This is a genomic window from Amycolatopsis sp. NPDC051758 (genome assembly GCF_044453095.1).
GTDB lineage: Bacteria > Actinomycetota > Actinomycetes > Mycobacteriales > Pseudonocardiaceae > Amycolatopsis.
On record NZ_JBITCJ010000001.1, the window covers coordinates 688446 to 712954 of the forward strand.

22 protein-coding genes are annotated in these 24509 nt (G+C 71.4%); 13 read left to right on the forward strand and 9 right to left on the reverse strand.

What is annotated here, in order from left to right; all coding sequences use genetic code 11:
* Positions 1-74: 74 nt before the first annotated feature.
* Genes ACIA5G_RS03680 through ACIA5G_RS03690 form a run of 3 tightly spaced genes read right to left on the reverse strand, consistent with a single transcriptional unit; the run spans position 75 to position 2349 of the window.
* On the reverse strand, positions 75-794 hold the full coding sequence (locus ACIA5G_RS03680; RefSeq protein WP_395920644.1) for a hypothetical protein: 720 nt from the start codon (positions 792-794) through the stop codon (positions 75-77).
* On the reverse strand, positions 791-2026 hold the full coding sequence (gene eccE, locus ACIA5G_RS03685; protein WP_395920645.1) for a type VII secretion protein EccE: 1236 nt from the start codon (positions 2024-2026) through the stop codon (positions 791-793). Before eccE ends, ACIA5G_RS03680 begins: the two co-directional genes overlap by 4 nt.
* On the reverse strand, positions 1990-2349 hold the full coding sequence (locus ACIA5G_RS03690; RefSeq protein ID WP_395920646.1) for a hypothetical protein: 360 nt from the start codon (positions 2347-2349) through the stop codon (positions 1990-1992). The genes eccE and ACIA5G_RS03690 overlap by 37 nt, the downstream gene beginning before the upstream one ends.
* Positions 2350-2602: 253 nt before the next feature.
* On the opposite strand from ACIA5G_RS03690, the gene eccB reads away from it, so the two are divergent.
* From eccB to ACIA5G_RS03705, 3 genes are all read left to right on the forward strand, one after another.
* Positions 2603-4240 (forward strand): type VII secretion protein EccB, encoded by a 1638-nt coding sequence (gene eccB / locus ACIA5G_RS03695; RefSeq protein ID WP_395920647.1) that lies wholly within the window; start codon positions 2603-2605, stop codon positions 4238-4240.
* A 63-nt stretch (positions 4241-4303) separates the two neighbouring features.
* Positions 4304-4621 carry a hypothetical protein gene (locus ACIA5G_RS03700; RefSeq protein ID WP_395920648.1) on the forward strand — a complete coding sequence of 106 codons (318 nt, stop codon included), beginning with the start codon at positions 4304-4306 and terminating at the stop codon, positions 4619-4621.
* The gene (locus ACIA5G_RS03705; protein ID WP_395920649.1) at positions 4621-5706 is read left to right on the forward strand and encodes a WXG100 family type VII secretion target; all 1086 of its coding nucleotides are present in this window, start codon (positions 4621-4623) and stop codon (positions 5704-5706) included. The genes ACIA5G_RS03700 and ACIA5G_RS03705 overlap by 1 nt, the downstream gene beginning before the upstream one ends.
* 158 nt (positions 5707-5864) lie before the next feature.
* Here ACIA5G_RS03705 and ACIA5G_RS03710 read toward each other — a convergent pair whose 3' ends face one another.
* From ACIA5G_RS03710 to ACIA5G_RS03720, 3 genes are all read right to left on the reverse strand, one after another.
* The gene (locus ACIA5G_RS03710) at positions 5865-7478 is read right to left on the reverse strand and encodes a S8 family serine peptidase (RefSeq protein WP_395920650.1); all 1614 of its coding nucleotides are present in this window, start codon (positions 7476-7478) and stop codon (positions 5865-5867) included.
* Positions 7479-7498: 20 nt separating this feature from the next.
* Positions 7499-8863, reverse strand: a complete 1365-nt coding sequence (gene eccD / locus ACIA5G_RS03715; protein WP_395920651.1) for a type VII secretion integral membrane protein EccD — start codon at positions 8861-8863, stop codon at positions 7499-7501.
* 146 nt (positions 8864-9009) lie between these two features.
* Positions 9010-9402, reverse strand: a complete 393-nt coding sequence (locus tag ACIA5G_RS03720) for a hypothetical protein (protein ID WP_395920652.1) — start codon at positions 9400-9402, stop codon at positions 9010-9012.
* A 281-nt stretch (positions 9403-9683) separates the two neighbouring features.
* Here ACIA5G_RS03720 and eccCa point away from each other — a divergent pair, with 281 nt between their 5' ends.
* From eccCa to ACIA5G_RS03745, 5 genes are all read left to right on the forward strand, one after another.
* Positions 9684-13700 (forward strand): type VII secretion protein EccCa, encoded by a 4017-nt coding sequence (eccCa, locus tag ACIA5G_RS03725; RefSeq protein WP_395920653.1) that lies wholly within the window; start codon positions 9684-9686, stop codon positions 13698-13700.
* Between the two features lie 214 nt (positions 13701-13914).
* Positions 13915-15900 (forward strand): type VII secretion-associated protein, encoded by a 1986-nt coding sequence (locus ACIA5G_RS03730; RefSeq protein WP_395920654.1) that lies wholly within the window; start codon positions 13915-13917, stop codon positions 15898-15900.
* Positions 15901-15914: 14 nt separating this feature from the next.
* Positions 15915-16268: a hypothetical protein gene (locus tag ACIA5G_RS03735; protein ID WP_395920655.1), complete on the forward strand. Its 354-nt coding sequence runs from the start codon at positions 15915-15917 to the stop codon at positions 16266-16268.
* Between the two features lie 253 nt (positions 16269-16521).
* Complete coding sequence (locus ACIA5G_RS03740) at positions 16522-16839, forward strand: WXG100 family type VII secretion target (protein WP_395920656.1); 318 nt, start codon at positions 16522-16524, stop codon at positions 16837-16839.
* Between the two features lie 60 nt (positions 16840-16899).
* Positions 16900-17193: a WXG100 family type VII secretion target gene (locus ACIA5G_RS03745; RefSeq protein WP_364623768.1), complete on the forward strand. Its 294-nt coding sequence runs from the start codon at positions 16900-16902 to the stop codon at positions 17191-17193.
* 106 nt (positions 17194-17299) lie between these two features.
* Here the strand turns inward: ACIA5G_RS03745 and ACIA5G_RS03750 are convergent, their stop codons facing one another.
* Together ACIA5G_RS03750 and ACIA5G_RS03755 are read right to left on the reverse strand one after the other, a co-directional pair.
* Positions 17300-18001 carry a DUF4333 domain-containing protein gene (locus ACIA5G_RS03750; protein WP_395920657.1) on the reverse strand — a complete coding sequence of 234 codons (702 nt, stop codon included), beginning with the start codon at positions 17999-18001 and terminating at the stop codon, positions 17300-17302.
* A 29-nt stretch (positions 18002-18030) separates the two neighbouring features.
* Positions 18031-18924, reverse strand: a complete 894-nt coding sequence (locus ACIA5G_RS03755; protein WP_395920658.1) for a hypothetical protein — start codon at positions 18922-18924, stop codon at positions 18031-18033.
* Between the two features lie 262 nt (positions 18925-19186).
* On the opposite strand from ACIA5G_RS03755, the gene rplM reads away from it, so the two are divergent.
* The 3 genes from rplM (at position 19187) to glmM (ending at position 21738) form a co-directional block, all read left to right on the forward strand.
* Positions 19187-19639, forward strand: coding sequence for a 50S ribosomal protein L13 (gene rplM, locus ACIA5G_RS03760; protein WP_323329550.1), 453 nt, complete (start codon positions 19187-19189; stop codon positions 19637-19639).
* Positions 19640-19653: 14 nt separating this feature from the next.
* Positions 19654-20223, forward strand: coding sequence for a 30S ribosomal protein S9 (gene rpsI, locus ACIA5G_RS03765; RefSeq protein ID WP_395920659.1), 570 nt, complete (start codon positions 19654-19656; stop codon positions 20221-20223).
* A gap of 180 nt (positions 20224-20403) precedes the next feature.
* Complete coding sequence (gene glmM, locus ACIA5G_RS03770; protein WP_395920660.1) at positions 20404-21738, forward strand: phosphoglucosamine mutase; 1335 nt, start codon at positions 20404-20406, stop codon at positions 21736-21738.
* On the opposite strand, the gene ACIA5G_RS03775 is transcribed toward glmM, so the two are convergent.
* Positions 21724-22611, reverse strand: a complete 888-nt coding sequence (locus ACIA5G_RS03775; protein WP_395920661.1) for a cytochrome P450 — start codon at positions 22609-22611, stop codon at positions 21724-21726. The two genes, glmM and ACIA5G_RS03775, sit on opposite strands and share 15 nt — an antisense overlap.
* A 30-nt stretch (positions 22612-22641) precedes the next feature.
* On the opposite strand from ACIA5G_RS03775, the gene ACIA5G_RS03780 reads away from it, so the two are divergent.
* Together ACIA5G_RS03780 and ACIA5G_RS03785 are read left to right on the forward strand one after the other, a co-directional pair.
* Complete coding sequence (locus ACIA5G_RS03780; protein ID WP_395920662.1) at positions 22642-24213, forward strand: fatty acyl-AMP ligase; 1572 nt, start codon at positions 22642-22644, stop codon at positions 24211-24213.
* Positions 24206-24466: an acyl carrier protein gene (locus ACIA5G_RS03785; protein ID WP_395920663.1), complete on the forward strand. Its 261-nt coding sequence runs from the start codon at positions 24206-24208 to the stop codon at positions 24464-24466. The genes ACIA5G_RS03780 and ACIA5G_RS03785 overlap by 8 nt, the downstream gene beginning before the upstream one ends.
* The last annotated feature ends 43 nt before the right edge of the window (positions 24467-24509 follow it).

Below are 24509 nucleotides of genomic sequence, written 5' to 3' on the forward strand. Positions count from 1 at the left end.
AAGCCGTGAAGGGCACCTTCAGGGACACCAAGTCCCTGAAGGTGCCCCTCACGGCACAACCAGGAGCGGGAACCTCAGTCGCCGCGGCGGACGGGGCCGAGGAGCTGCTGCTCCTTGCCTGTCGTCACCAGGCGCAGCGGACGCCACAAGTTGCGGCCCAGGGCCACCACCTGGTCGTCCTTCAACGTCGTCAGCTGGCGCATCATCTGGGGCGGCAGCCGCCAGATGCGGGCCGCCAGCTCGGCCTGGCCCGCCGGCAGCCGCTGCATCAGCACCAGGTCCGCCGCGTTGGCCGTCGCGCCGGCCTGGGGGTGCAGGTACGGCAGCACGTAGATCGTCGTCTGCCACGGCGAGCGGGGCGGGAACAGGTCCTGCGGGGTCGGCCCGCCGTCCGTGACGACCAGCAGCGGCGCGTCCTCCGACGGCCGAGGAAGCTCGACCGGCGAGAGCCGGCGGATCTGCACCAGCGGCGACGGCCGGCCGTCGCGGGTGCCGGCCGCGCGGGACAGCACCTGCCACTCCGTCGGGCGCCCGGTCGCGACCACGACCCAGGCGCCGACCGCCATCGCGCGCATCGCCACCTGGCGGGCCAGGTACAGCCCGCCCACCAGCACGATGCGCGTCGGCGTCGAGCGCAGCGCCGAGATCGTCAGCGGCTCACCCTTGAGGCCCGAGCCGAGCACGATGCCGCCGCGGTCACCCGAGGGGCTGATCGCGTCGAGCATCGCGGGGTCCACCGTGAACTCCGGCGCCACACCGACGTTCTGCCCGGCGTCGCGAACGCGGGAACTCATGCTGTGCCTCCGATCGGCAACGTCGCGGCGAACGCGGAGACCTGCAGCCCGCGCAGCGGCGTCAGATCCACTCCGAGCCGCTCGGACAGCCCGTGCAGGCGCTGGTCGGCGGCCTCGAGCTCACGCGGGTTCCGCGCGCTCAGCCGGACCACGCCGCGCAGGCCGATCTTGCCTTCGTCGGACGCCGGTGAGATGGACATCGCGAGTGTCGCCGACAGCGCGCGGACGCTCGTCAGCGTGTCCAGGGTTCCGGTGATCTTGCCCTTCGGCCAGCCGGTGATCGCGTAGCTCGCGTGGCCGATCCCGGCCGCGGTCACCCCGGACCACCGCTCCTGCAGCGTCACCTTGCTCGGCGAGCCGGCGACGGAAGTCAGCTCCGCGGCCGAAATGCTCGCCCGCAGCAGCTCGTCGGGGTCGAGCGGCCGGGTCGGCACACCCTGCGACTCCAGCGCGTTGCGCACCCGCGAAAGCGCGCCGATCAGCGCGCGGTGGGCGCCGACCACACCGCCGCCGCGTTCCCGGATCGCCGCCGGGCAGCGCTTCGGGTCCAGCCGGATCGCGACCCACGTCGTCCGCCGCGCGGCCGCGGGCAGCGGGCCGAGGACCTCCATGTAGGAGCTCAACGCCGGCGAGTCCGACGGCAGCGCCGCGCTGCCCGGGTAGCAGTGCCAGATCATCTGGATCGAGTCGAGGACCACACCGCGGTCCTCGAGGCACGGCCCGAGCGCCGACAGTGGCAGGCTCGGCGCACCGCCGGCCTGGGTGATCAGCGCCGGGGTCGGCTCGACGAGCAGCACCGCGGTCCAGGTGCCGTCGTTCCAGGCCAGCCCGACCTGCTGCCGCTCGTGGTCGACGCCGTGCGCCACGACGAGGTCCGGCACCGCGATGCGGAGCAGGTTCACGCGGGCGTCGTCCGGGCCGGTCACGGTGGTCTCTTCGGCGGCCAGCTCCTCGACGGTGCTGGGCGGCAGCGGGTCCGCGATCCGGTCGTGGGAGCGGAAGGAGTAGCGCGCCGTCAGCCCGACCCACTGGGTGAACCAGCGGCCGCGCCAGCGCAGCAGCGCGACGATCAGCGCGAAGGCGAGGATGCCGATCCCGACGTACTTCAGCGACATGTCGATCGCGAGCAGCACGAGCCCGACCGCCAGGCCGACCTCGAGCACAACGAGGTTCGCCACGGGGAGCGGGCCGAGGTTCACCCCCGAGGACCGGCGCCGCGCGGGCGGGGCCATCCGCACCGCGGGCGGGGGAGTGGACGCGCCGCCGGGGCCACCGCTGTCGGGCCCCTGGGGACCACCGGGCCCACCGCCGGGTCCGCCCGGGCCACCGGGGCCGCCAGGACCACCCGGGCCACCGGGACCTCCGGGGCCGCTCGGGCCGCCGGGTCCGCCAGGGCCACCGGGACCGGGGCCGCGCGGGGGAACACCGGGCCGGCCGGGGCCGCCACCGGGCCCACCCGGTCCGCCGGGAACACCACCAGGGCCACCAGGACCGCCGCCGGGTCCGCCGGGAACACCACCGGGTCCGCCGGGCATCCCACCGGGTCCCGGACCACCGGGTCTCCCCGGCCGGGGCGGCGGGCCGGGACGTCCCTGCCCGGGCGGCGGGGGCCCAGGCGGGCCAGGCGGACGTGGAGGGTTGGTGACGGACATCCGCGCTTTCTCTTCCCCTCGAGTTCACTGCTTGGCCGGAAGCCGGGTCCCGGGGTGTCCGACCCTAGCTTGAGTTGGTAGAAACCCCACACCAGACGGTCCCCGTACGGCTATCCTGCGGAACCGTACCGCGACGGGGAGGACTGTAGGTCGAGAATGCCATCAACACCGACGACTAAGTCTCAGGTTCAGGCCTACAAGTTCGTCCTGCGCCGGATGCAGTCGGCCCTGGTCCGGCGCGACTCCGTGATGCTGCACGACCCGATGCGCACCCACACGAGGGCCACCATCGTCGGCGTCGTGCTGGGGGCGCTCGGCATGATCGTGTTCGTCGTCTGGGGGCTGCTCAGCCCGGCGCCGTCCGTGCCCGACGCCGGGAACATCGTGATCGGCGAGCAGTCCGGCACCGTTTACGTCGTGGCGGCGGGGAACCCGAAGAAGCTGATCCCGACGTTCAACCTCGCGTCGGCGCGGCTTCTCCTGCTGGCCCAGCAGAAGCAGGTGAGCGCGGGCAACCCGGGCACCGGCCCGGCGACCCAGCCCGCGCCCGCGAGCCCGGCGAGTGTGAAGAACCCCACGGTCGTTTCCGACACCCAGTTGGAATCCATTCCGCGCGACAAGCTCACCGGCATTCCGGACGGCCCGCAGCTGATTCCGTCGGACACCCAGCGGATTTCCCCCAATTGGGCGGTCTGCGACCAGGTCCAGCTCGACACGACGCTGCCGAACCCCGACACCGGCAAGACCAACACCTACGTCTTCGGCGGGGTCGCCCCGGCCGGCCTCGGCACCGAGCTCGGCGAGAACGACGCGCTGCTGGCGAAGGCCGACAACGGCAAGACGTACCTGATCTACCGGCTGCCGAGCTCGCGGAACCGGCCGAACGCCAACACCGTGCGCGCCGAGGTCGACGAGAACAACCCCAACGACGCCGTCCGCACGGCGCTGGGCCTGCAGAAGCCGGCGCGCAAGATCACGCAGGGCCTGCTGAACGCGATCCCCGAGGTCGCGAAGCTGACCCCGCCGCGGATCCCGGAAGGCCAGGCTCCCAGCGACTTCAACGGCTTGTCCGCGGGCGACGTCTTCTCCACGCAGCCGGCCGGTGAGCAGCCGAACTACTACGCCATCACCACGAACGGCATCCAGCGGGTGTCCAACGCGGTCGCCGACGTCATCCGCGTCGCCAAGAACGGCAGCTCCGGCAAGATCCAGACGCTCGGCCTCGACAAGCTCGCCGGGGTGCGCGAGCTGCAGCCCAACGACCCCGACTACATCCCGGTCGACGACTTCCCGCGCTCGGTCCCGACGATCCTCGACGCGACGAAGAACTCGTCGGTCGCGTGCCTGGGCTGGTCGCTGGTCGGGTCCGGCACCGACCAGGACGCGCACACCTCGGTGTACGTCGACACGCAGCTGCCCGGGGCGAAGGCGACCGGGGACAAGTTCACCCCGATGACGGTCACCACGCCCGGCCCGAACCGCGTGCCCATCAACGGCTTCTACCTGAAGCCCGGCTTCGCCGCGGTGGTCCAGTCCGCGACCGGCAAGGCCAGCTTCGGCAAGGGCGCGATCCAGCTGATCTCCGACCGGGGCATCCGCTACAGCGTCCCGGACGCCACGACGGCGGACGCGATCGGCCTGGGCAACCGGCAGCCGGCGCCCGAGTCGGTCATCGGGCTGCTGCCGACCGGGGCGTCGCTGAACACCCAGGACGTGCTGAAGCAGTTCGACTCGGTGCCGATCGACCCGGACGCCGGCGCCTTCCCGACGCCGTCCCAGCAAGCGGGCCCCTGACCGGAACCGCCGGTCCGCCGCGGGCGTCACACGCTCGAAGGTTTTTCGTGAGCGGAGGTGCCCGTGGCCGGCTTGAGGATGGACGGCGTCGTCGTCGCCGAGTACGCCAAGACGGCCGAGGCGGCCGCTGACGACCTGGACGCGGCGGCGGCCGACGTCGGCGGGGAGGGCGTCTCCGCGGAGTCGTACGGCGAGCTGGGGGCCCGGATCGGGCTCGGTGAGTCGTACGGCCGCGCGTCGAGTGCGCTGCGGCGTCAGCTGACCGACGGCGCGGAGGCGCTGCGGTCGGCCGCGGAGGCGCTGCGGCAGGTGACGATCCGCCACAGCGGGCAGGACGCGGAGGCCGCGGAGCTGATCAAGCGGGCCGGGAGGCTGGACTGATGATGGCCGAAAGCCCGACCGAGTCCATCCCGCACCCGCTGGCCGCGCCGGCGGTCCCGGCGCCGGTTTCCGAAGACCTCACCTCGGCGGCCGAGCCTTACCTGGGCTACCTCTCGGATCTGGCGTCGCAGCTCGGCGTGATCGACCCCGTCGAGACGTACTTCCGCCCGCTGCTCGGCCGCTGGGCCGACCTCAGTGCGGAGGCGGACCGCCTGCGTCAAGCGGCGTCGGCCGCGGCCGACGTCTCCGAACGCCTCGACGACCAGCTCGGCCGCCTCGACGCGGGCTGGGAAGGCCGCGACGCGGACGCGTTCGTCATGTACATCCGCGAGATCGGCGCGGCGGGCGGAGACCTCCAGGAGGCGCTCAACGTCCTGGCGGCCTCGCTCGATGACATGGTCGAGACCCTGCGCCACGTGGTGGTCGACCTCGTCGAGGTGCTGGTGGACGCGGCGGAGCTGACGTCGGAAACCATGCTGCTGCCCAGCGGCGGCACCCGGCGGGCGCGGGTCCAGCTGCAGGAGACGCAGGAATCGGCGAAGGCCCTGCACGAGACGGCGCGCGACGTCATGGAGGCGTTCGACCGGCTCTGTGACGGCGTCGACGATCCCGACGCGGCGTCGCGGAGCATCGAGATCCGGCACCGGTACCCGCAGGAGCGGTTCAAGCTGCACGACGACGCGCTGACCGAGGACCAGGCTTCGTCTTCGTCTCCAGCGGATGAGGGAACGACGCCGTCGTCGGCGGACGAGGGGACAACACCGTCGTCGGCGAGCGACCCGAAGCAGACCGGCGCCGGCACTCCGGACGACGCGAAGCCCGCCGAAACCCCGGCGCCGGCCGCCCCCGCGCAGGACGATTCGGCGAACCACGGCGGAATGTCGGGCGTCCCGATGATGCCGATGATGGGCTTCGGCTCCTTCGGCGGCGGTGGCCAGGGCCGCCGCCCGTCGAAGACACGCCCGATGGCGAAGTCGTCGGACCTGCTGGGCGAGCCCGGCCTGGTGGCGCCGCCGGTGATCGGCGAGGACGAAAACCCGCCGCCGCAGCAGAAGAACCCGCCGGAGAAGCCGCCCGCGAAGTAAGCCGCTCGGCCGGCGGTGGGTTGCCCGGTGCGGATCCACCGGCACCGTCGGCGAAGTGTGCGGCCGGCGTTCGGTGGAGCCGGGAGATCGCCCAGCTCGGGAAGCCACCCGCGAAGTAAGTCGCCCTGGCCCGCGGCGACCGCGGGCCAGGGTTCGGGTCAGCGCCGGGAAGTGTCGGCTTCGGCCGGCCGGTTGCGGCGGATCGTGCGCATCACGAACAGCGTGATCAGCAGCGCCACCACGCCACCCGCCGTGCCGGCCAGTGCCACGATCATCGGGGTCGAGCTGCGGTCGTCGGCCGGGGGGAGCTGGGCCATCTGCTGGGCCGGGATCGGCGCCATGCCGCCGACTTCGGACGGCAGGCTCTGCGTCAGCGCCGCCACCGGGTTGATGACCCCGAAGCCGACGAAGTTGTCGCGGCCACCCGGCGCCGCCGGGTGCTGGGCGGTTTCCTTGATGCGGTTGACGATGGCCCGGCCGCCGAGGTTCGGGAACTTCGCCTTGACCAGCGCCGCCAGACCCGCCACATAGGGCGCGGCGAAGCTCGTGCCCTGGATTTCGCTGGCCTTGTCGCCGCTTTCGAACGTCAGGTTCGCCAGCCCCGACGACCCTTCGGCCGGGTCCAGCGAGACGATCCGGGTGCCGGGCGCCGCGACGCCGACCCACGGGCCGTGCACGCTGAACGGGGCCACACTGCCGAATTCGTCGATCGCGCCCACGGAAAGCACGTCGTCCGCGAACCACGGCGGGCTCACGATCGTCTTCGGCTTCCGGGCGTCCGCCTGGTCGTTCTGCGGGCAGGTGTCCGTCGCGTTGCCCGCGGCGGCGATGACCACGATGCCCTTCTCCGCGGCGAAGTGCACGGCCGCCTGGACCTGCTGCTCGCCCTCGGTGATGTTCCCCGTGGCCGGCCGGCAGTTGTCGACCGACATGTTGATGATGTCGGCCTCTCCGCGCTCGGCGATGCCGTGGATGATCTCGGCCAGCGTCTTCAGCGTGCCCGCGGTGCCGGCCTTCTCCAGCTGGCGGCCGCCGTTGGTCTGGCCGGGGGAGGTCTGGTCGCCTTCACCGCTGCCACCGCCACCGCCGTTGGACGGCGGCAACGACGACTCCGACCCGGTCGGCGGGTTGGTGCTCGACGACGGCGTGCCGCTCGTGCTGCTGGCCGGCGGCGTGGTGGTCGAGGTGTCGGGCTCGTAGTTCTCGCTCAGCTGGCGGTAGGACACGATCGTCGCGTCCGGCGCGACGCCGACGAACCCGACCTCCGGGTTGTCGGGCTTGGCCGCGATGATCCCGGCGACCTCGGTGCCGTGGCCGTCGCAGTCCTCGAGGCCGGGCTGCTGGCTGTGCGTTGGCGCCGAAACGTACTCGCCGCCGGACTTGACCCGGTCCTGGAACCACGGGTGCGCCGTGACGCCGGTGTCGACCACCGCGACCCGGATACCGCCGCCGGCGGAATGGTCGGGGGTGGCGGCGCGGACGATGTCCTGCGCCGCCGAGAGCTGCAGGTAGTCCTGGCCCCAGGGCCGGTACTTGATCTCGATGTTCTGGCCGAGCGTGCTGCGCTGGACGCAGCCCTTGGTCTGCTTGTACTTCTTGTCCGGCTGGCGCGAGTCCGGGACCAGCTTGCTCATGTCGACCGGCGGCGGCGTCGCGAAGTAGCCGTCGGCCGGGGCCGTCTGCGCCCACGCCGGCACCGTGGTGCTCAGCGGGGCCAGGATGCCGAGCGTGCCGGCCAGCAAAGCGGTCGTGGTTCGCCGTGCTACTGACATCCGAGATTCACCCGATCCGGTCACTTGAAGTTCAGGTGCCGCAGGGTGGTGTAGAGGTCCATCACACCCAGGGCGAGCGGGAGCACCGAAGCGATGCAGAGCGCCTCGATGATCTCCACGGTGCGTCGCAGCGGCGGTGAGAACCGCTGGTTCGGGAAGATCACGCCGACCACGAGCGCGCCCGCGGCCAGCAGGATCAGGATGCCGAAGACGTAGAGCAGGCGGTTCTCGGCGCTTGCCGAGACCAGCCAGCCGACCGCGATGCCGGTCGCCGAGACCAGGCCCGTGGTGAGCAGGGCGATCGCCTGGCTGCCGTTGGCGTACGCGCGGGCGCGCAGCAGCAGGACGAGGCTCGCGACGACACCCAGGATGATCCCGAACGCGCCGGGCGCGGTCGCGGCGATGATCGCGGCGATCGCGACGGTGATGCCGCAGCCGATCATCAGGCCGGTCATGTAGTTGTGCGCGATCGCCGTGCGGCGCTCGATCGCCCGGTAGTCCGGGAAGCCCGAGTCCTCCTTGAGCTCCTCCGCGCTGCCGGGGACGTGCGGGAGCGGCAGCTTCGCGAGCCAGATCGTGGCGCGCGGCAGGATCGAGATGCAGGCGAGGGCGACCGCGACGGTGCCGGCCGCGATCCCGGTGCCGGGGTGCGCGACGAGCGTGCCGAACAGGAACGCCAGCGCGCCGAAGGTGCCTGCGGTCGCGGCGGCGATGAAGGTCGTGATGCCGGCGCCGATGACCATGATGCAGACCGAGGCGACGATGATCACCAGGACCGCGCCGAGCAGCAGGTTCGCCCGCAGGGACAACCCGGGCACGATGTAGAAGCCGCTCACGAACGCCAGTGGCAGGCCGCCGGCCGCGGCGACCAGCACCCCGGTGGCTTCGGCTTGGTAGGCCTTGGCGAGCGTCGCGCCGATCGCGACGCACGCGATCGCGCCGATGCCGCCGGCGATGGCCGCGCCGAGCGCGCTGCCGCCGTAGAACGACCCGCTCATGAACAGCGCGATGGCGGCGGCGACCAGCGCCAGCCCGCCCGCGACGTGCCCGAAGCGGTTCGCCGTCTCCTTCGTCCACGGCCGGAAGCTGTCCGGGGACGACTCCGCGATCGCGTCGACGACGTCGTCGTACAGCGGCGGCGGCGGGTTCTCGTTGCGCTTGCGCAGCTGCAGGAGCTCACCGTCGACGACGCCGAGCGAAGCCAGCGTGCGGCTCGGGTCGAGCGGGGCGTCACCGAGCTTCGCCAGCGCCCAGCCACCGTGCCGGGCACCGCCGTCCGGCGACGCCTCCTTCGCCATGTCCAGCAGCATCGGCAGCAGATCGGCCACCGCGACGTCGGCGGGCAGCGCCACGTCGATCCGCGTGGAGGGCGCGACGACCGTCACCCTGCTGAAAACTGTCGTGCCCGTAGCCACTGCACTGCCCCCGCTCTGATGAGACTGCTCCCGGGGGAACTTATACCGGACCCGGGTGCCGACATCATCGAACGTCCGAAATTCACTGGCAACGGCCGGTGGCGGAGGTCCTGGAGTTACTGGTGGTACCAGTGGGTGCAGTAGTACGGGCCACCGTCTTCGTGGGTGCAGAACCGCCACCAGTGGTCCCCGGGCACCGTCCCGCTCGCCGTCCTGCCGGTCCCGATCGGGCCTTCCGCGATCCAGCCCGCCCAGTTGGCCGGGTTGGGACTGTCCGCCCGGTCGAGGTAAGCACGGGTGGTGGGCAGGTAGTTGCCGGCGGAACCGACGACGTCGGCGCAGAAGAAGAGGCTCTGCGAGCGTCCGCCGACCGGCTCGTGAGGTGTTTCGTGACAGGCGGCGGTGGATTCGTGCGCCGATGCGGCGTCGGACGCCGCGGTGGCCGAACCGGTCAGCAACGCCGCGGTCGCCATGCCCGCCAGCGCCAAGTTCTTGCCCGGCCTGCTCATGGTCCCTCCCGAGGTGGTGATCATGGACAAGTCATGACTAGCACGGGTATCACCCAGGGTGAAGCGGCCATAACCAAGAGTGTGAGGTGATCTTCTCCGGGCCGTCATTACTGTCAGTGCCAGGTCGTACACTCGGACGGCGAGGCAGCCAAGAGGGACAGGGCTCACGAAGGCGGTTCCGGCATCCGCCGGAAATCCTCCGCGGCGTTCGATAGGTTGTTCCGCGCACCTTGCGTTCTAAACGGTGGCCGCCATCGTCGAGTTTGAAGAGGGGTCCTTCGATGAGCACGCTGCAGTTCAAGAAGTCGCCGCGGCTGGCGGCACCGCGGCCGCCGGGCGGCGAGGTGCACCTCGAGCCGCCGCCCGAAGTGCCCCGGGTCATTCCCGGCAACGTCGTCATGAAGGCGCTGCCGATCGTCATGATCGTGGCGTCGCTCGGGATGATGGTCTTCATGTTCCAGGCCAGCAACCGGAACCCGATGATGATGGCCATGGGCGGCATGATGGTCGTCGGGACGCTCGGCATGATGGCCGGCGGTGGTGGCAAGGGCGGCGGCGCCAAGCGCGCCGAGATGGACGAAGACCGCAAGGACTACCTCCGCTACCTCGGCCAGATGCGTGACCGCGCCCGCGAGGCGATGGTCGACCAGCGCGCCGCGCTCGAGTGGGTGCACCCGGACCCGCAGTCCCTGTGGTCGCTGGCCGCCAGCCGCCGGATGTGGGAACGCCGCCAGAACGACCAGGACTTCCTGCACCTGCGCGTCGGGCGCAGCTCGCACCGCCTCGCGACGCGGCTGGTCCCGCCGCAGACCGGGCCGGTCGACGAGCTGGAGCCGATCGCCACCCTCGCGCTGCGCCGGTTCGTGCGCGCGCACTCGATCGTGCCGGACCTGCCCACCCAGATCACGCTGCGCGGGTTCGCCGCGGTGAGCATGCAGGGCGACCGCACGCTGACCCGCGGCCTCACCCGCGCGATGCTCGCCCAGATGGTCACCTTCCACAGCCCCGACGACGTGCTGGTCGCGATCGCGACCGCCGGCCGGGCGAAGGAAGAGTGGGAGTGGGCGAAGTGGCTGCCCCACACCCAGCACCCCACGATGTCCGACGGCATCGGCCAGCTCCGGATGATGGCCGGTTCGCTGGCCCAGATCGAAAACTGGCTGGACGAAGAACTCCGCGACCGGCAACGCTTCTCGCGCAACGCGACCCCCGCGCCGGACCAGCCGCACGTCGTGATCATCGTCGACGACGCCGAAGTCACCCGCGAAGAGCAGATCATCCTCGAAGAGGGTCTGGTCGGCGTCACCCTGATCGACCTGTCCGACTCGATCGGCAACCTCGCTGCCCGCCGCGGCCTGCGCTTGGTCGTGGAAGCTGACCGCCTCGGCGCGCGCAGTGCCGGTGGTGTCGAGTGGTTCGGCCGCCCCGACACCCTCAGCGTGGTGGAGACGGAGTCCCTGGCCCGCCTCATCTCCCCGTACCGCGTCGGCGGTGCGGCGGGGCAGGACGTCAGCGACGAGGAGCCGCTGCTGTCCAACCCGTCGCTGCTGGAACTGCTCGGCATCCCGGGTGACCCGATGACCTTCGACGTGCAGCAGGCCTGGCGTCCCCGCCCGATCCGCGACCGCTACCGCGTTCCGTTCGGTGTCGGCGAATACGGCCAGCCGGTGGAGCTGGACATCAAGGAAGCCGCCGCCGAAGGCATGGGCCCCCACGGCCTGTGCATCGGCGCGACCGGTTCCGGTAAGTCGGAGTTCCTGCGCACCCTGGTGCTGGGGATGCTCGCGACGCACTCGTCGTCCACGCTGAACTTCGTCCTGGTCGACTTCAAGGGTGGCGCGACCTTCCTCGGCCTCGACAAAGCCCCGCACGTCTCCGCGGTCATCACCAACCTCGCCGACGAAGTCACCCTGGTCGACCGCATGAAGGACGCCCTGGCCGGGGAAATGAACCGCCGCCAGGAAGCACTGAAAAACGGCGGCAACTTCAAAAACGTCTGGGAGTACGAGAAAGCCCGCGAAAACGGCGCCGACCTCGACCCGCTTCCCGCGCTGTTCATCGTCTGTGACGAGTTCTCCGAACTCCTCGCCGCGAAGCCGGACTTCATCGACTTGTTCGTCGCGATCGGCCGATTGGGCCGGTCGCTGCAGATGCACATGCTGCTCGCCTCCCAGCGCCTCGAGGAAGGCAAACTGCGCGGTCTGGACTCGCACCTGTCCTACCGGATCGGCCTCAAGACGTTCTCCGCGGCGGAGTCCCGGGCCGCGATCGGTGTCCCGGACGCCTTCGAACTGCCCTCGGTCCCCGGCGGCGGCTACCTCAAGTTCGACACCTCCACGTTGGTCCGCTTCAAGGCGTCCTATGTGTCGGGTCCGTATCGCCCGGCGGGGATCCAGGCTGCCGGCCCGGCCGCGACGGTGGTGCGGGCGGACAAGCGGCCGCAGCTGTTCGTTCCGGACTTCATCGAGTTGCCGAAGGAGCCGGAACCGGAGCTGCTCGAGGCCCCGGCCGCGCCGGCCGCGCCGCAGCAGCCGGAAGAGGCGGTCGAACCGTCCGAGCTGGACGTGATCGTGTCGCGGCTGATCGGGCAGGGCCCACCCGCGCACGAGGTGTGGCTGCCGCCGTTGAAGGACCCCAGCTCCCTCGACACGCTGCTGCCGAACCTCAACCCCACCGACGACCGTGGTTTGTCGCCGGTCGGCTTCTTCGGCAACGGCCGCCTGCAGGTGCCGCTGGGCATCATCGACCGGCCGTACGAGCAGCGCCGTGACCCGCTCTGGGCGGACTTCGCCGGTGCGGCCGGACACGGCGTCATCGTCGGCGGCCCGCAGTCGGGCAAGTCGACGATGCTGCGGACGCTGATCATGTCGATGGCGTTGACCCACACCCCGGAAGAAGCGCAGTTCTACTGCCTCGACCTCGGTGGTGGCACCTTGGCCGGTCTGGCCGACCTGCCCCACGTCGGCGGCGTCGCCGTGGCGCGGCGCGAGCCGGACAAGGCCCGCCGGATCGTGGCCGAGCTGACCACGCTGCTCACCGAGCGGGAAGGCCGGTTCGGGGCGATGGGCATCGACTCGATGACCGAGTTCCGCAACCGCAAACGCCGCGGTGAGATCCGGCCCGACCAGGACCCGTTCGGCGACGCGTTCCTCATCGTCGACAACTGGCGCGCCCTGCGGGACGACTTCGAGGAGCTGGAGGGCACGATCACCCGGCTCGCCACCCAGGGTCTGTCCTACGGCGTGCACGTGGTGATCGCGGCGAACCGGTGGGCGGACATCCGCCCGGCGATCAAGGACATGATCGGCACCCGGTTCGAGCTGCGCCTCGGTGACCCGACCGAGTCCGACATCGACCGCCGGGTCGCGGTCAACATCCCAGCCGGCCGACCTGGCCGCGGCCTGACCCGGGAGAAGCTGCACCTGCTCGGCGGCCTGCCCCGCATCGACGGCTCCAGCGACCCGGAGACGATCGCTTCCGGCGTCGCCGACGCGGTCGCGAAGATCAAGGCCGCCTGGCGCGGCCGGATCGCGCCGCAGGTGCGGCTGCTGCCGGAGATGATCACCTACGACGAGGTGCTCAAGCTCGACGCCCACCGCGACTCCAAGCTGATCCCGATCGGCGTCAACGAAGAAGACCTGCAGCCGATCTACCTCGACTTCAACGCCGAGCCGCACTTCTACGCCTTCGCCGACGGCGAGTCGGGCAAGACGAACCTGCTGCGGCAGATCGCCCGCGGTATCTCCGAGCGGTTCACCGCGAAGGAAGCGTTGATCCTGCTGGTCGACTACCGCCGCACCATGCTCGGTTTTGTGCAGGGTGACTCGCTGCTCGGCTACGCGGTCTCGGCGGCGCAGCTGGAGAGCATGGTCAGCGACGTGTTCAACTCGATGACGCGTCGCCTGCCCGGCCCGGACGTCACCCAGGAGCAGTTGAAGACACGCTCGTGGTGGAAGGGCCCGGAGCTGTTCATCCTGGTCGACGACTACGACCTGGTCGCCACCTCGAGCAACAACCCGCTGCGGAAGATCTCCGACTTCCTCCCGCAGGCCAAGGACGTCGGTCTGCACCTGATCGTGGTCCGCCGCACCGGTGGCGCGAGCAAGGCCATGTACGACCCGATCATCGGCAAGCTCAAGGAGATCGCGGCGCCGGGCATGGTCATGAACGGCTCCCGCGAGGAAGGCGCACTGGTCGGCAACATCAAGCCCAGTGCGATGCCGCCGGGCCGGGGCAACATGCTGACCCGCAAGGCGGGCAAGCAGCTGATCCAGGTCTCGTGGATCCAGCCGGACTGAGCTGTGTCGTCGGTTCCCGATCCGGCCACAGTCACGGCCGAACGGTTTCGCGGAAACGGTCACGTGGAGCCGGACGGCGGCCTGCTTTTGGCCGGATCGGGAACAGCGCGGCGGGGCGCTCGGCGGCGGAGGGTAGGTTCCTCCCCGAGGGTGCGCCCCGCCGGCTCAGCCGGCCGGGCGCGGGGGATCGCGACGAATACTGCGGGAGCTGCTGGTGACGGTCCGGGTTGCGGTGGACTTCGGGACGTCGAGCACCTGTGTTGTCGCTTCGGTGAACGGCCGCGACCCGCAGGTCGTGGTGATCGACGGCCAGCCGCTGATGTCCTCGGCGGTGTACGCGGCCGCGGACGGCACGCTGTTCGTCGGCCAGGAGGCCGAGCGGCAGGCGGCCGTCGACCCGTCGCGGTACGAGCCGAACCCGAAGCGCCGGATCGACGAGGGTGAGCTGCTGCTCGGCGACAGCGTCCTGCGGGTCACCGACGTGGTGCACGCCGTCGTGGGCCGGGCCGTCGCCGAAGCGCGCCGCCTGGCCGGTGAGGCCGAGGTCGACCTGCTCGTGCTGACCCACCCCGCGGACTGGGGTGCCATCCGCACCCGGCTGCTGCGGCAGGCGGCCGGCGGGCTGGCGCGCGAGGTCGCGCTGGTGCCGGAACCGGTCGCCGCGGCGGTTTACCACGCGGCGACGTTCGCGCCGCAGGACGTGACCAACGACCGCACCGTCGAGTTCAGCGGCCGTCCCGGTGACGCGCTGGCGGTGCTGGACCTCGGGGGCGGCACCGTCGACGTCAGCGTCGTCCGCCGGCTCCCGCCGGACGCCAACCGCGACCGCGCCGGCCGGCCGCAGCGCGGCGGCTTCCAGGTGCTCGCCACCCGGGGCGACCCCGCCTTCGGTGGCGCGGACATCGACCAGGCGCTGCTGGAGCACGTCGGCTCGCTGGTGGCCGGGGCGGACCAGGACGCCTGGCGCCAGCTCGTCGAAGGGCGCGAGCTCGTCGATCGCCGCCGGCGCCGGGTGCTGCGCCAGGACGTTCGTGGTGCGAAGGAAACGCTCTCGCGGCACGCCTACACCGACGTGCCCATGCCGCCGCCGTTCGCCGACGCGCACGTGACCCGCGAAGACCTGGAGCGGCTGATCGCGGCGCCGCTGGGCCGCGCGGTGGAGCTGACGGTCGCGGCGATCGGCGAAGCGGGCCTGCGGCCGAAGCAGCTCACGGCGATCTTCCTGGTCGGCGGGTCGAGCCGGATCCCGATGATTTCGCGGCTGGTGCACGAACGCACCGGTGTGGTGCCGACGAGCCTGGACCAGCCGGAGACGGTCGTCGCGCGCGGCGCGCTGCGGGCCGTGCTGGTGGACCCGGACCGCACCGGCGCGCTGCCCGGCGAGGCGATGGCCCGGATGGGCGCGGTGCCGGGGGGCGCCCTCAGCCCGGCGGCGCAGCGCACGGAGGTCGTCCGCCCCGGCGACGTCGCCCCGCGCCCGGCCCCGCCGCGCACCGCCCCGGGCGGGTTCCCCCCGCCGAACGCGAACCGCCCGCCGTCCCCGCCGCACGGCCAGCCGGCGGCCCGCCCGTGGACGCCGCCCGCGGGCCAGCCCGCACCCCGGCCCGCCGCGGCGAGCACGCCGTCCGAAGCGGCCGGGAAGAAGAGCCGCGGGAAGCTCTGGGGGATCGTCGCCGGCGCGGTGGTCGTCGTGGCCGCGCTCGTCGTCGGCGGGATCTACGTCTTCGGTGAGCCGAGCGGCCAGGTCGAGAGCGGCCGGACGCTTTCGCAGTACGACTTCAAGTTCGTCGCGCCCGAAGACTGGGTCCAGACCGACGACCGGGTCGCCGACCGGCAGGTCGTGATCCACCCGCAGGAGTCGAAGGACGGCAACGACCTCCTGGTCGCGCAGGAGTACGTCATGGACTACGACGCGACCGCCGATCCGCAGAAGCTCGCGGACGAGCTCCGGAAGAGTGCGGAGAACGACCCGCAGCAGCAGTACAGCGCGTACAACCCCAGCGCGTCGTACGCGGGCCGGACGGTGATCTTCTACCACCAGGTCAAGCCGGACCGCCCCGACATCCAGGTCGACTGGTACGTCGTGTGGAAGGGCCGGATCCGGGTCCACGTCGGCTGCCAGTACGCCACGGCGCAGCTGAAGGACCGCGTCGCCGCGGCCTGCACGCAGGCCGTGCGCACCGCCGAAATCGTCAACTGAGAGGAGGGCACGCGGTGCCGTCCGAAGAATTCGAAAGCGCCGCGGCGTCCTTCAAGCGGATCGGTCAGGACGCGGTGACGCACGCCCGGCGCGTCGCCGGGAACGCCGTCGCCCGCAGCCGGCGCCACCACAGCGAAAACGTCGAACTGCTGAAGCGCAGCGGCCGCGGCGCGAAGTCCGGCGACCCGACCCCCGGTGGGCTCCGCGCGGCCGCCGAACGGTTCCGCCGCGCCCGGGGACTGGCGATCCCGGTTCCCGATCCCGCCGATTCGGTTCCTTCGCGTTCGCAATCTCCCGCTCGTACCCCTCGAACGAGTGATGAGGACGAAGACTTTTCCCAGATGCGAATCATGAAACGCGACGGGTGAGCGTCGGCCGGTGATCGCTGTGCGTGTGCTAACCCTGCTGGTGGAGAACACATTTCCGGGTGACCTGTCGCCGTGTCGGGGCACTTGGCCAATACCTGCGGCGACCGGTTCCCGGTTCGAGCGTTCACGCAAGCAACTACTTGCCGGCAAACCACGACAAGGGGGAACCGGACGTGGCAGGGTCTGCGTCGTAGGGCCGTACAAACGAACAAGACTCGCTACGGCCAACCACTCTTAAGAAGGGGGTTCCAGCATGGCTGGATTCCAGGGAACAGTCGCCCAGTTCACCGATGCCGAGGGCAAGGTCACCGAAGTCCGCGCCGGGATGGACCAGAACCTGTCCACCCTCCGCGACCGCATCGAGGCCACCCGCGCCGGTTGGCAGGGCGACGCGCAGAAGGCGTTCGACCACGTCATGCTGCGGTTCGACGACGACGCCCGCCAGATGAACCAGGCCCTCCAGCAGATCGCGGAACTGCTCCGCGAGGCCGGTTCGAAGTACGAGAAGTCCGAGCAGCAGCAGCAGGAGATCCTGGGCGCCGTCAACCGCGGCTTCGACCAGCTCGGCTGAGCTTCACCCTGAACTTCCCTTTCATTCACCCGAACTTTCGCAGCGAAGAAGGAGCACATCATGCCTGATGGCGCCGGCATTGTCGTTAATTACGCCACCATCCGCGCGGCCGCGGACGACTGCACGCAGACCGGTGGGGAACTGCAGCAGGCGTTCGACCGCCTGCAGGACGACCTCAAGCCGCTGGTCACCACGTGGACCGGTTCCGCGAAGGAGCAGTATGACGCGGCCCAGCGCAAGTGGAACGAGAAGTTCGAGGACCTGAAGCAGGTTCTCGCGCAGATCGCCGCCGCCCTGCCGCAGATCGCCGACGGCTACCAGAGCACGGACAGCGCCGTCGAAGGCCTGTTCTGAGCCGCTAGCCCCGGAAACCACGGCGGGCCCGCACTTCGGTGCGGGGCCCGCCGTTTTCCTTTGTGTGGCAGGGAAAGCTCGAAACTCCCTGCCGCAGCACGAAAACTCAGTGCGGGGCGCCGACCTCGTACTCGGGCCGGTCGTTGAGGACCCGCACGGTCACCTTCTTCTCCTGGCCGGCGATCTGCACCGTGCAGTCGAACGTCGTCCCGTTCTTCGCGGCTTCGTTCGACGGGCACTGCGCGTTCTTCACGTCCGGCTCGCCGTAGTTCTCGTTGAGGACCTTCACCACACCGTCCTCAAGGGACTGCTGGTCGAGGACGTCCCCGCGGAACGCGCCCAGCAGCCAGGCCGCGCCGCCGCCGAGCACGAGCACCAGTACGGCAACTCCGCCGATCAGCAACGGCTTCTTGGACTTCGGCTTCTTCTGCGGCTCCGCGGCGAAGGCGCCGAGGCCGCCGTACTGCGCCGGCTGGAACCCGCCGCCGTACGGCTGGCCCGGCGTCGGCTGCTGCGCGGGCCACCCGCCGCCAGGGGTGCCCTGCTGCGGTGACGCCGGCGGCTGCCACGGCCCGCTGTTCGGCTGACCCTGCTGCCAGGGCCCGGAAAACGACCCGGTCGTGCCGGGCTGCCCCTGGTTCCACTGGCCCGTGTAGGAGCCGGTGACCGCGGCCTCGTTCTGCTGCCACTGCCCGGCGTGCGGGCCGGTCGGCTGCTGCTCCGGCTGCCACGCCGGGGCCTGCGGCTGCTGGGGGTTCGCCGGCGGCTGCCACCACTGCGGCTGCTGCGGGTCGGGCGGCTGGGTCATCGGAGATCACCTCGGGTCGTGGTCACGCCTCAGTTGCCCTGCGCTTCGCCGAGCCGGCGGTAGAAGTCGTCCATCGCCGCCCGGTCGGGCAGCACGGTGATCTGCGACGCGTCGGGCAGCTTCGGCATGTCCTGCTGACTGGCCTTGCCGGTGAACTTGAACTCGTACTTGAGCTCGAGCTGGTGGCCGTCGCCGGCGAACTTGGCCTCCATCACGAACGAAACCAGGCTGCCGTCCGGGTTCAGCGTGATCGTGGTGGGGATCGCGGCCTTCTTCAGCTCCGGCCCGACCTGGTCGACCAGGCTCTGCGGCAGGATCTCGACCTTGTTCTTGACGAAGACCTCGAACGGCACGTTGACCGTCAGCGCGGTCTTGCCGTCACCGAGGCTCTTCGCCCCCCGGACGGCGCGCTTGTCGGCCTTGTAGGCGTCGACGGTCGAGTCCGCCATCCGGCACGGGGTCAGCACGCCGCCCCAGACGCACGGCTGGATCAGGCCCGTCTCCGGCTTCGGCATCGACACCCACGCCGTCGGCGAGACGCCCTTCTGGACGTAGACCGGGCCGAGGTAGGTGAACTCGACCGTGCCGTCCGCGGGGGTGTACGTGTCGATGATCTCGTCGGGGTTCTTCTGCGAGCGGTGCCGCACCGCCCGGCTCTCCGGGCTGCCGGTGCGGGCCGACGTGACGGTGCTGTGGATCCACTTCTCGTCGAACTTGAAGTAGGCGTCGAGCGAGTTGGTGACGTCGCGCGTGTCGGTGATGGCGTCCCCGAGCTTGCCGATGACCTGCTCGAACTTGCCGCCGACGTAGTCCGCCGCGTCGTCGCCCTTCGGCAGCGCGGTGCCCGCCTTGGCCGTGCCGCAGGCGCTGACCAGGGCCAGGACGGCAGCCAGGACGAAGATCACCGTCGGTCGTTTGCTCATCGCCGTCCCCTGCATCCGATGGAAAGCGCTGTGTCGCCCGGATCGTCTCATCCTCGCGTGTCGGGGCGGCGAGTGCAGGCACTTCGGCCGGAAAACCGGGTACAGTCGCGCCGGGCCGGGACTGTTCCGGCCCCTGGACCCACCCCCGATGCGTGGCCGCGGTGGACGTGGGGGTATCTTCATATGTCGTTGTGCGTTGCGGCGCATCAGCGCGCTAGGCCCGCACAGAACCCACACGCAATGTTGACGACGAGGTAGACCCTTGCCCACGTACAGCCCCAAGCCCGGCGACGTCACTCGTGCCTGGCACGTGATCGACGCCGAGGATGTCGTGCTCGGCCGGCTCGCGACCGAGGTCGCCACGCTGCTGCGCGGCAAGCACAAGCCGACCTACGCCCCGCACGTGGACACCGGTGACTTCGTCATCATCGTCAACGCCGAGAAGGTCGCGCTCACCGGAAACAAGCGCGAGCAGAAGTTCGCGTACCGGCACAGCGGTTACCCCGGCGGCCTGCGCAAGCGGTCCTTCGGCGAGCTGCTGGACAGCAAGCCCGAGCACCTTCTCGAGAAGGTCGTCAAGGGCATGCTGCCCAAGAACAAGCTCGGCCGCGCCCAGGCCAAGAAGCTGAAGGTCTACGCCGGCCCGGAGCACCCGCACGCCGCGCAGCAGCCGCAGGCGCGCGAGATCACCAAGATCGCGCAGGTCGCGCAGTGAGTGAGGAACAGTCTGTGACCAGCACCGAGCCCGAGACCGCCGAGGTCACCACCGAGGCGACCGAGACCGGCGCCGTCGAGACCCCCGTCGCCACCAGCGAGACCCCGGTGGCGACCAGCGAGACTCCCGCTGCCACCAGCGAGACCCCGGTCGCCACGAGCGAGTCCGCCACCGCCCCGCGCCCGTCGCGGGCCGCGGGCGGCAACGCGCAGACCGTCGGCCGCCGCAAGGAAGCCGTCGTCCGCGTGCGCGTCGTGCCGGGCACCGGTCAGTTCAAGCTCAACGGCCGCACCCTCGAGGAGTACTTCCCGAACAAGGTGCACCAGCAGCTCATCAAGGACCCGCTGGTCCTGGTCGAGAAGCCGGACTCGTTCGACATCTTCGCCAACCTGCACGGTGGCGGCGTCTCGGGTCAGGCCGGCGCGCTGCGCCTGGCGATCGCCCGTGCGCTCATCGAGGTCGACGCCGACGACCGCCCGGCCCTCAAGAAGGCCGGCTTCCTCACCCGTGACGCCCGCGCCACGGAGCGGAAGAAGTACGGCCTCAAGAAGGCCCGTAAGGCCCCGCAGTACAGCAAGCGCTGATCGCGCCCCTGGCGCAACCCACCGGAGCGCCCATCCGTCCATCGGATGGGCGCTTCGGCGTTTTCACCGGCTGTGTCGCTTCGGCGGTCCGGAGCGATGTCCAGGGGTAGCGCGGCCCGGGAGGGCCGCTACGTTGTCTTGGTGGTTGCACTGTCGTAACCGCACTGAGGAGGTCCATCGATGGCACGCCTGTTCGGTACCGACGGGGTACGTGGCCTGGCCAACGCCGAGCTGACGCCGGAGCTGGCGCTGTCGCTGGCGGCCAGCGCCGCCCGCGTGCTGGCCGCGCACGACCGCTCGCACCGGCCGGTCGCGGTGGTCGGCCGGGACCCGCGCGCCAGCGGTGAGATGCTCGAAGCCGCCGTCGTGGCGGGCCTCACGTCCGCCGGGGCCGACGTGCTCCGCGTCGGCGTGCTGCCCACGCCGGCCGTCGCCTACCTGGTCGGCTCGCTGCAGGCCGACCTCGGCGTGATGATCTCCGCGTCGCACAACCCGATGCCCGACAACGGCATCAAGCTCTTCGCCGCGGGCGGGCACAAGCTCCCCGACGGCATCGAGGACGAGATCGAGGCCGGCCTCAGCGGCACCGCCGTCCGTCCCACCGGTGCCGGTGTGGGCCGCGTCACGGACGTCGAGGACGCGCTCGACCGCTACGCCACCCACCTCGTGGACGCGACCCCGCACTCGCTCGCCGGGCTGAAGATCGTCGTCGACTGCGCGAACGGCGCGTCGTCGGCCGCCGCGCCCGAGATCTACCGCCGCGCCGGCGCCGAAGTTGTCGCGCTGTACGCCGAGCCGGACGGCGTCAACATCAACGAGCACTGCGGCTCGAACCACCCCGACAAGCTGCGTGAAGCGGTGGTCGCGCACAACGCCGACCTCGGCATCGCGCACGACGGTGACGCCGACCGCTGCGTGGCCGTCGACTCCGCCGGCGAACTGGTGGACGGCGACCAGATCATGGCCGTGCTGGCGCTCGCGCTGGCCGAGTCCGGTGAGCTGCTGAAGGACACGCTGGTCGCCACGGTGATGAGCAACCTCGGCCTGCACCTGGCGATGAAGGCGCACGGCATCAACGTCGTCACGACCGCGGTGGGTGACCGCTACGTCCTCGAGGAGCTCCGCGCCAGCGGCTTCGCCCTCGGTGGTGAGCAGTCCGGCCACGTCGTGCTGCCGGCGCACGCCACCACCGGTGACGGCCTGCTGACCGCGCTGCGCCTGATGAGCCGCATGGCCGAGACGGGCAAGTCGCTCGCCGACCTGGCCGCCGTGATGAACCGCCTGCCGCAGGTGCTGGTGAACGTGCCGGTCGCGGACAAGGCGGCGGTGGCCGGCTCGTCCGAGGTCCGCGACGCCGTCGGCGCGGTCGAGGCCGAGCTGGGCGAGGAGGGCCGGGTGCTGCTGCGCCCGTCCGGCACCGAGCAGCTGGTCCGCGTGATGGTCGAGGCCCCGGCGCAGGCCACGGCCCAGGCCGCGGCCGACCGGCTGGCGGGCGTCGTCTCAGCGGTTTCCTGATCCGAGGGTGACCACGGCCTTCACCAGGCCGTGGAACACCGGGTGGGTCTTCCAGCGGACGTCCTCGACCCGGCAACCGCCGGCGAGGACCTTCGCCAACGCCCCGAGCGCGACTTCGCCCTCGGCCAGCGCGACGCCCGAGCCGGGGCACGCGTGGCGGCCGAGGCCGAACGGGAGCCCGTCGGTCAGGGACACCGCGACCGGGCCGTCCGAACCGAAGCGCAGGACGTACCGGGCCGGGCAGATCGACGTCACCAGCTCGCGGACGCGCACCGGCGAAGCCGAGGAAGCCAGCTCCAGCCCGGCGCACGCCAGGAAGTTCAGCGAGTTCTCGTACGCGGCGTGGGCCAGCACGACCGGGTTCAGCATCAGCTCGTCGTTGTCGAGGCGGCCGGCCGCGTGGGCCTCCCGCAGCGCTGTCAGGCCACCCGGTCCGGCCTCGGTCCGGCTGAGCTGCACCGCCAGCCGGAACGCCGACGCCTGTCCGGCCCGGTCCGTGCCGCCGAAGACGTCGAGGTTCGCGGTGGTCGCCTCCAGGTGGTCCAGGAAGACGTCGTCGAGCGGCACTCCCAGCACCGCCGACGTCACCGCGCCCGCCACCGGCCGCGCGAAGTCGTGCACGAGGTCGAACGACGTCCCCAGCTCGCCGACGACCGCTTCGATCGACGCGCGCACGGAGTCCGGGAGCGGCTCCAGCCCGGTGATGATCTCCCGCAGCACCCCGCGCACCCGCGTGTGCTCGGCGCCGTCGCGCAGCAACACGCTGGGTGAGCCGCCACCGGGATCCGACGTGAGCTCGGGGGAACGCAGGGCGTGCACACACGCGTCACGGCCGGAGACCACGCCGATGCCGTGCCGCTCGAACTCGTCCATCGCCTGCACACGGTAGGGCAGGATGAGGCCGTGCCGCCCGCAGAAGTCCCGGAAGAGGTCCTGACCACGCCGTTGACGGACTTCCTGCTCCGCAACGCCGCCGTCGACCGCCCGGCGTTCACGTGCCGCACGTTTCCGGGACCGGTCGACGACACCCTGACCTGGCCGCAGCTGCTCGGCCGCGTCTGCGGGGTCGCTCGCGAGCTGCGGCGCACCACCAAGCCGGGCGACCGGGTGGCGATCATCGCCCGCCAGGACCTCGGCTACGTCGTCGCCTTCCTCGGCACGCTCTACGCGGGACGCGTCGCGGTGCCGCTGTCCGTCCCGACCGGCCGCACGCACCGCGCCCGGCTCGAGTCGGCGCTCGCGGACGCCACCCCCGCGGCGGCCCTGGTCTCGAAGAACCTCCTGGAGAGCGTGGCCTCGCTGGTGTCCCGGCCGGACGTCCTGCTCGCGGTTGACGACATCGGGCCGGACGACACCGAGCCGCCCGCCGAAGTCGTGATGAGCGACCCGGCCTACCTGCAGTACACCTCGGGCTCGACGCGCCGCCCGGCCGGCGCCGTGATCTCCCACCGCGCGCTGGTGGCCAGCTGCTGGCAGAGCACCCGGCCCTACCACGCCGACGCCGAGAGCCGGCTTGTCGGCTGGGTGCCGTTCTTCCACGACATGGGCCTGATCCTGCTGGTCGGTGTGCCCGTCTTCCTGGGCGCGCGCTCGGTGTTCTTCACGCCGATGGAGTTCGTGCGCGACCCGCTCCGCTGGATCCGGCTGCTCGCCGAGCACCCCGGCGCGATCACCGCCGCTCCGAACTTCGCCTTCGACCTGGCCGCCGAAGCCGCCGAAGCGGCGGAGGAGCTGGCGGACGTCGACCTTTCGCACGTCAACGCCGTGCTCAACGGCAGTGAGCCGATCCGCGCGGCCAGTGTGGACGCCTTCGACCGGGCGTTCGCGCCGTTCGGGCTGCCGCGTGCGGCGCACAAGCCGTGTTACGGGCTGGCCGAGGCGACGGTGTTCGTCGCGAGCGCGGGCGACGAGGGCCCGACGGTCACGAAGTTCGACCGCGGCGAGCTGGTCTCGGTGGGCCGCCCGTACGGCCAGCGCCTCCGCATCGTCGACAACGAGATCTGGGTGGCGGGCCCCAACATCGCCGACGGGTACTGGGGCCGGCCGGACCGCGGCGAGACCTTCACCGAGGACGGCTGGCTCCGCACCGGCGACCTCGGCTTCGTCCACGACGGCCTGCTCTACGTCGCCGGCCGGCTCAAGGACCTGATCATCGTCGACGGCCGCAACCACTACCCGCAGGACGTCGAGGCGACCGTCGAAGCCGCCCACCCGGCCATCCGGGCGGGCCGGGTCGCGGCGTTCGCCGTCGAAGACGGCCACGGTGAGGGGGTCGCGGTGGTGGCCGGGTGCGCCACTCCGGACGACGAGACGGTCGAGACGGCCGTGCGGCGGGCCGTCTCGGCGGGCCACGACCTGCCGCTGCGCGCCCTCTGGCTGGTCCGGCCCGGCGCGGTGCCGCGGACCTCCAGCGGCAAGGTGTCCCGCGCCGCCGCCCGCGACCGCTGGTGGGGCGAGAATGGGCGCCATGGATGACGCGGGCGGCTACACCGACGAGATCCGGAAGATCGTCTGCACCGCGCTGGACCTCCCGCCGGAGCGGCTGACCGAGCACACCCCGTTCGACGACATCGGCATGACGTCGCGGCAGCGCATCCAGCTGCTCGCGCGGGTCGAGGTGCGGTACGGCGTCTCCGTCGATCTGGACGAGCTCGACCGGCTGGTGGACGTCCGCGGCGTCGCCGAGGTCATTTCCGAGGCGGTCACGGCACAGCGCCCCACCGGGTGAGTGCACTTCGGCAAAGCCCAGGTCGGGCGGCCGGGCGAACGCT

Excerpts from the sequence above, each read along its gene's own strand:
- ACIA5G_RS03680 (WP_395920644.1), bottom strand. The coding sequence starts at position 794 with ATGAGTTCCCGCGTTCGCGACGCCGGGCAGAACGTCGGTGTGGCGCCG.
- eccE (WP_395920645.1), bottom strand. The coding sequence starts at position 2,026 with ATGGCCCCGCCCGCGCGGCGCCGGTCCTCGGGGGTGAACCTCGGCCCG.
- eccB (WP_395920647.1), top strand. The coding sequence starts at position 2,603 with ATGCCATCAACACCGACGACTAAGTCTCAGGTTCAGGCCTACAAGTTC.
- ACIA5G_RS03705 (WP_395920649.1), top strand. The coding sequence starts at position 4,621 with ATGATGGCCGAAAGCCCGACCGAGTCCATCCCGCACCCGCTGGCCGCG.
- ACIA5G_RS03710 (WP_395920650.1), bottom strand. The coding sequence starts at position 7,478 with ATGTCAGTAGCACGGCGAACCACGACCGCTTTGCTGGCCGGCACGCTC.
- ACIA5G_RS03720 (WP_395920652.1), bottom strand. The coding sequence starts at position 9,402 with ATGAGCAGGCCGGGCAAGAACTTGGCGCTGGCGGGCATGGCGACCGCG.
- eccCa (WP_395920653.1), top strand. The coding sequence starts at position 9,684 with ATGAGCACGCTGCAGTTCAAGAAGTCGCCGCGGCTGGCGGCACCGCGG.
- ACIA5G_RS03740 (WP_395920656.1), top strand. The coding sequence starts at position 16,522 with ATGGCTGGATTCCAGGGAACAGTCGCCCAGTTCACCGATGCCGAGGGC.
- ACIA5G_RS03745 (WP_364623768.1), top strand. The coding sequence starts at position 16,900 with ATGCCTGATGGCGCCGGCATTGTCGTTAATTACGCCACCATCCGCGCG.
- ACIA5G_RS03750 (WP_395920657.1), bottom strand. The coding sequence starts at position 18,001 with ATGACCCAGCCGCCCGACCCGCAGCAGCCGCAGTGGTGGCAGCCGCCG.
- ACIA5G_RS03755 (WP_395920658.1), bottom strand. The coding sequence starts at position 18,924 with ATGAGCAAACGACCGACGGTGATCTTCGTCCTGGCTGCCGTCCTGGCC.
- glmM (WP_395920660.1), top strand. The coding sequence starts at position 20,404 with ATGGCACGCCTGTTCGGTACCGACGGGGTACGTGGCCTGGCCAACGCC.
- ACIA5G_RS03775 (WP_395920661.1), bottom strand. The coding sequence starts at position 22,611 with ATGGACGAGTTCGAGCGGCACGGCATCGGCGTGGTCTCCGGCCGTGAC.
- ACIA5G_RS03785 (WP_395920663.1), top strand. The coding sequence starts at position 24,206 with ATGGATGACGCGGGCGGCTACACCGACGAGATCCGGAAGATCGTCTGC.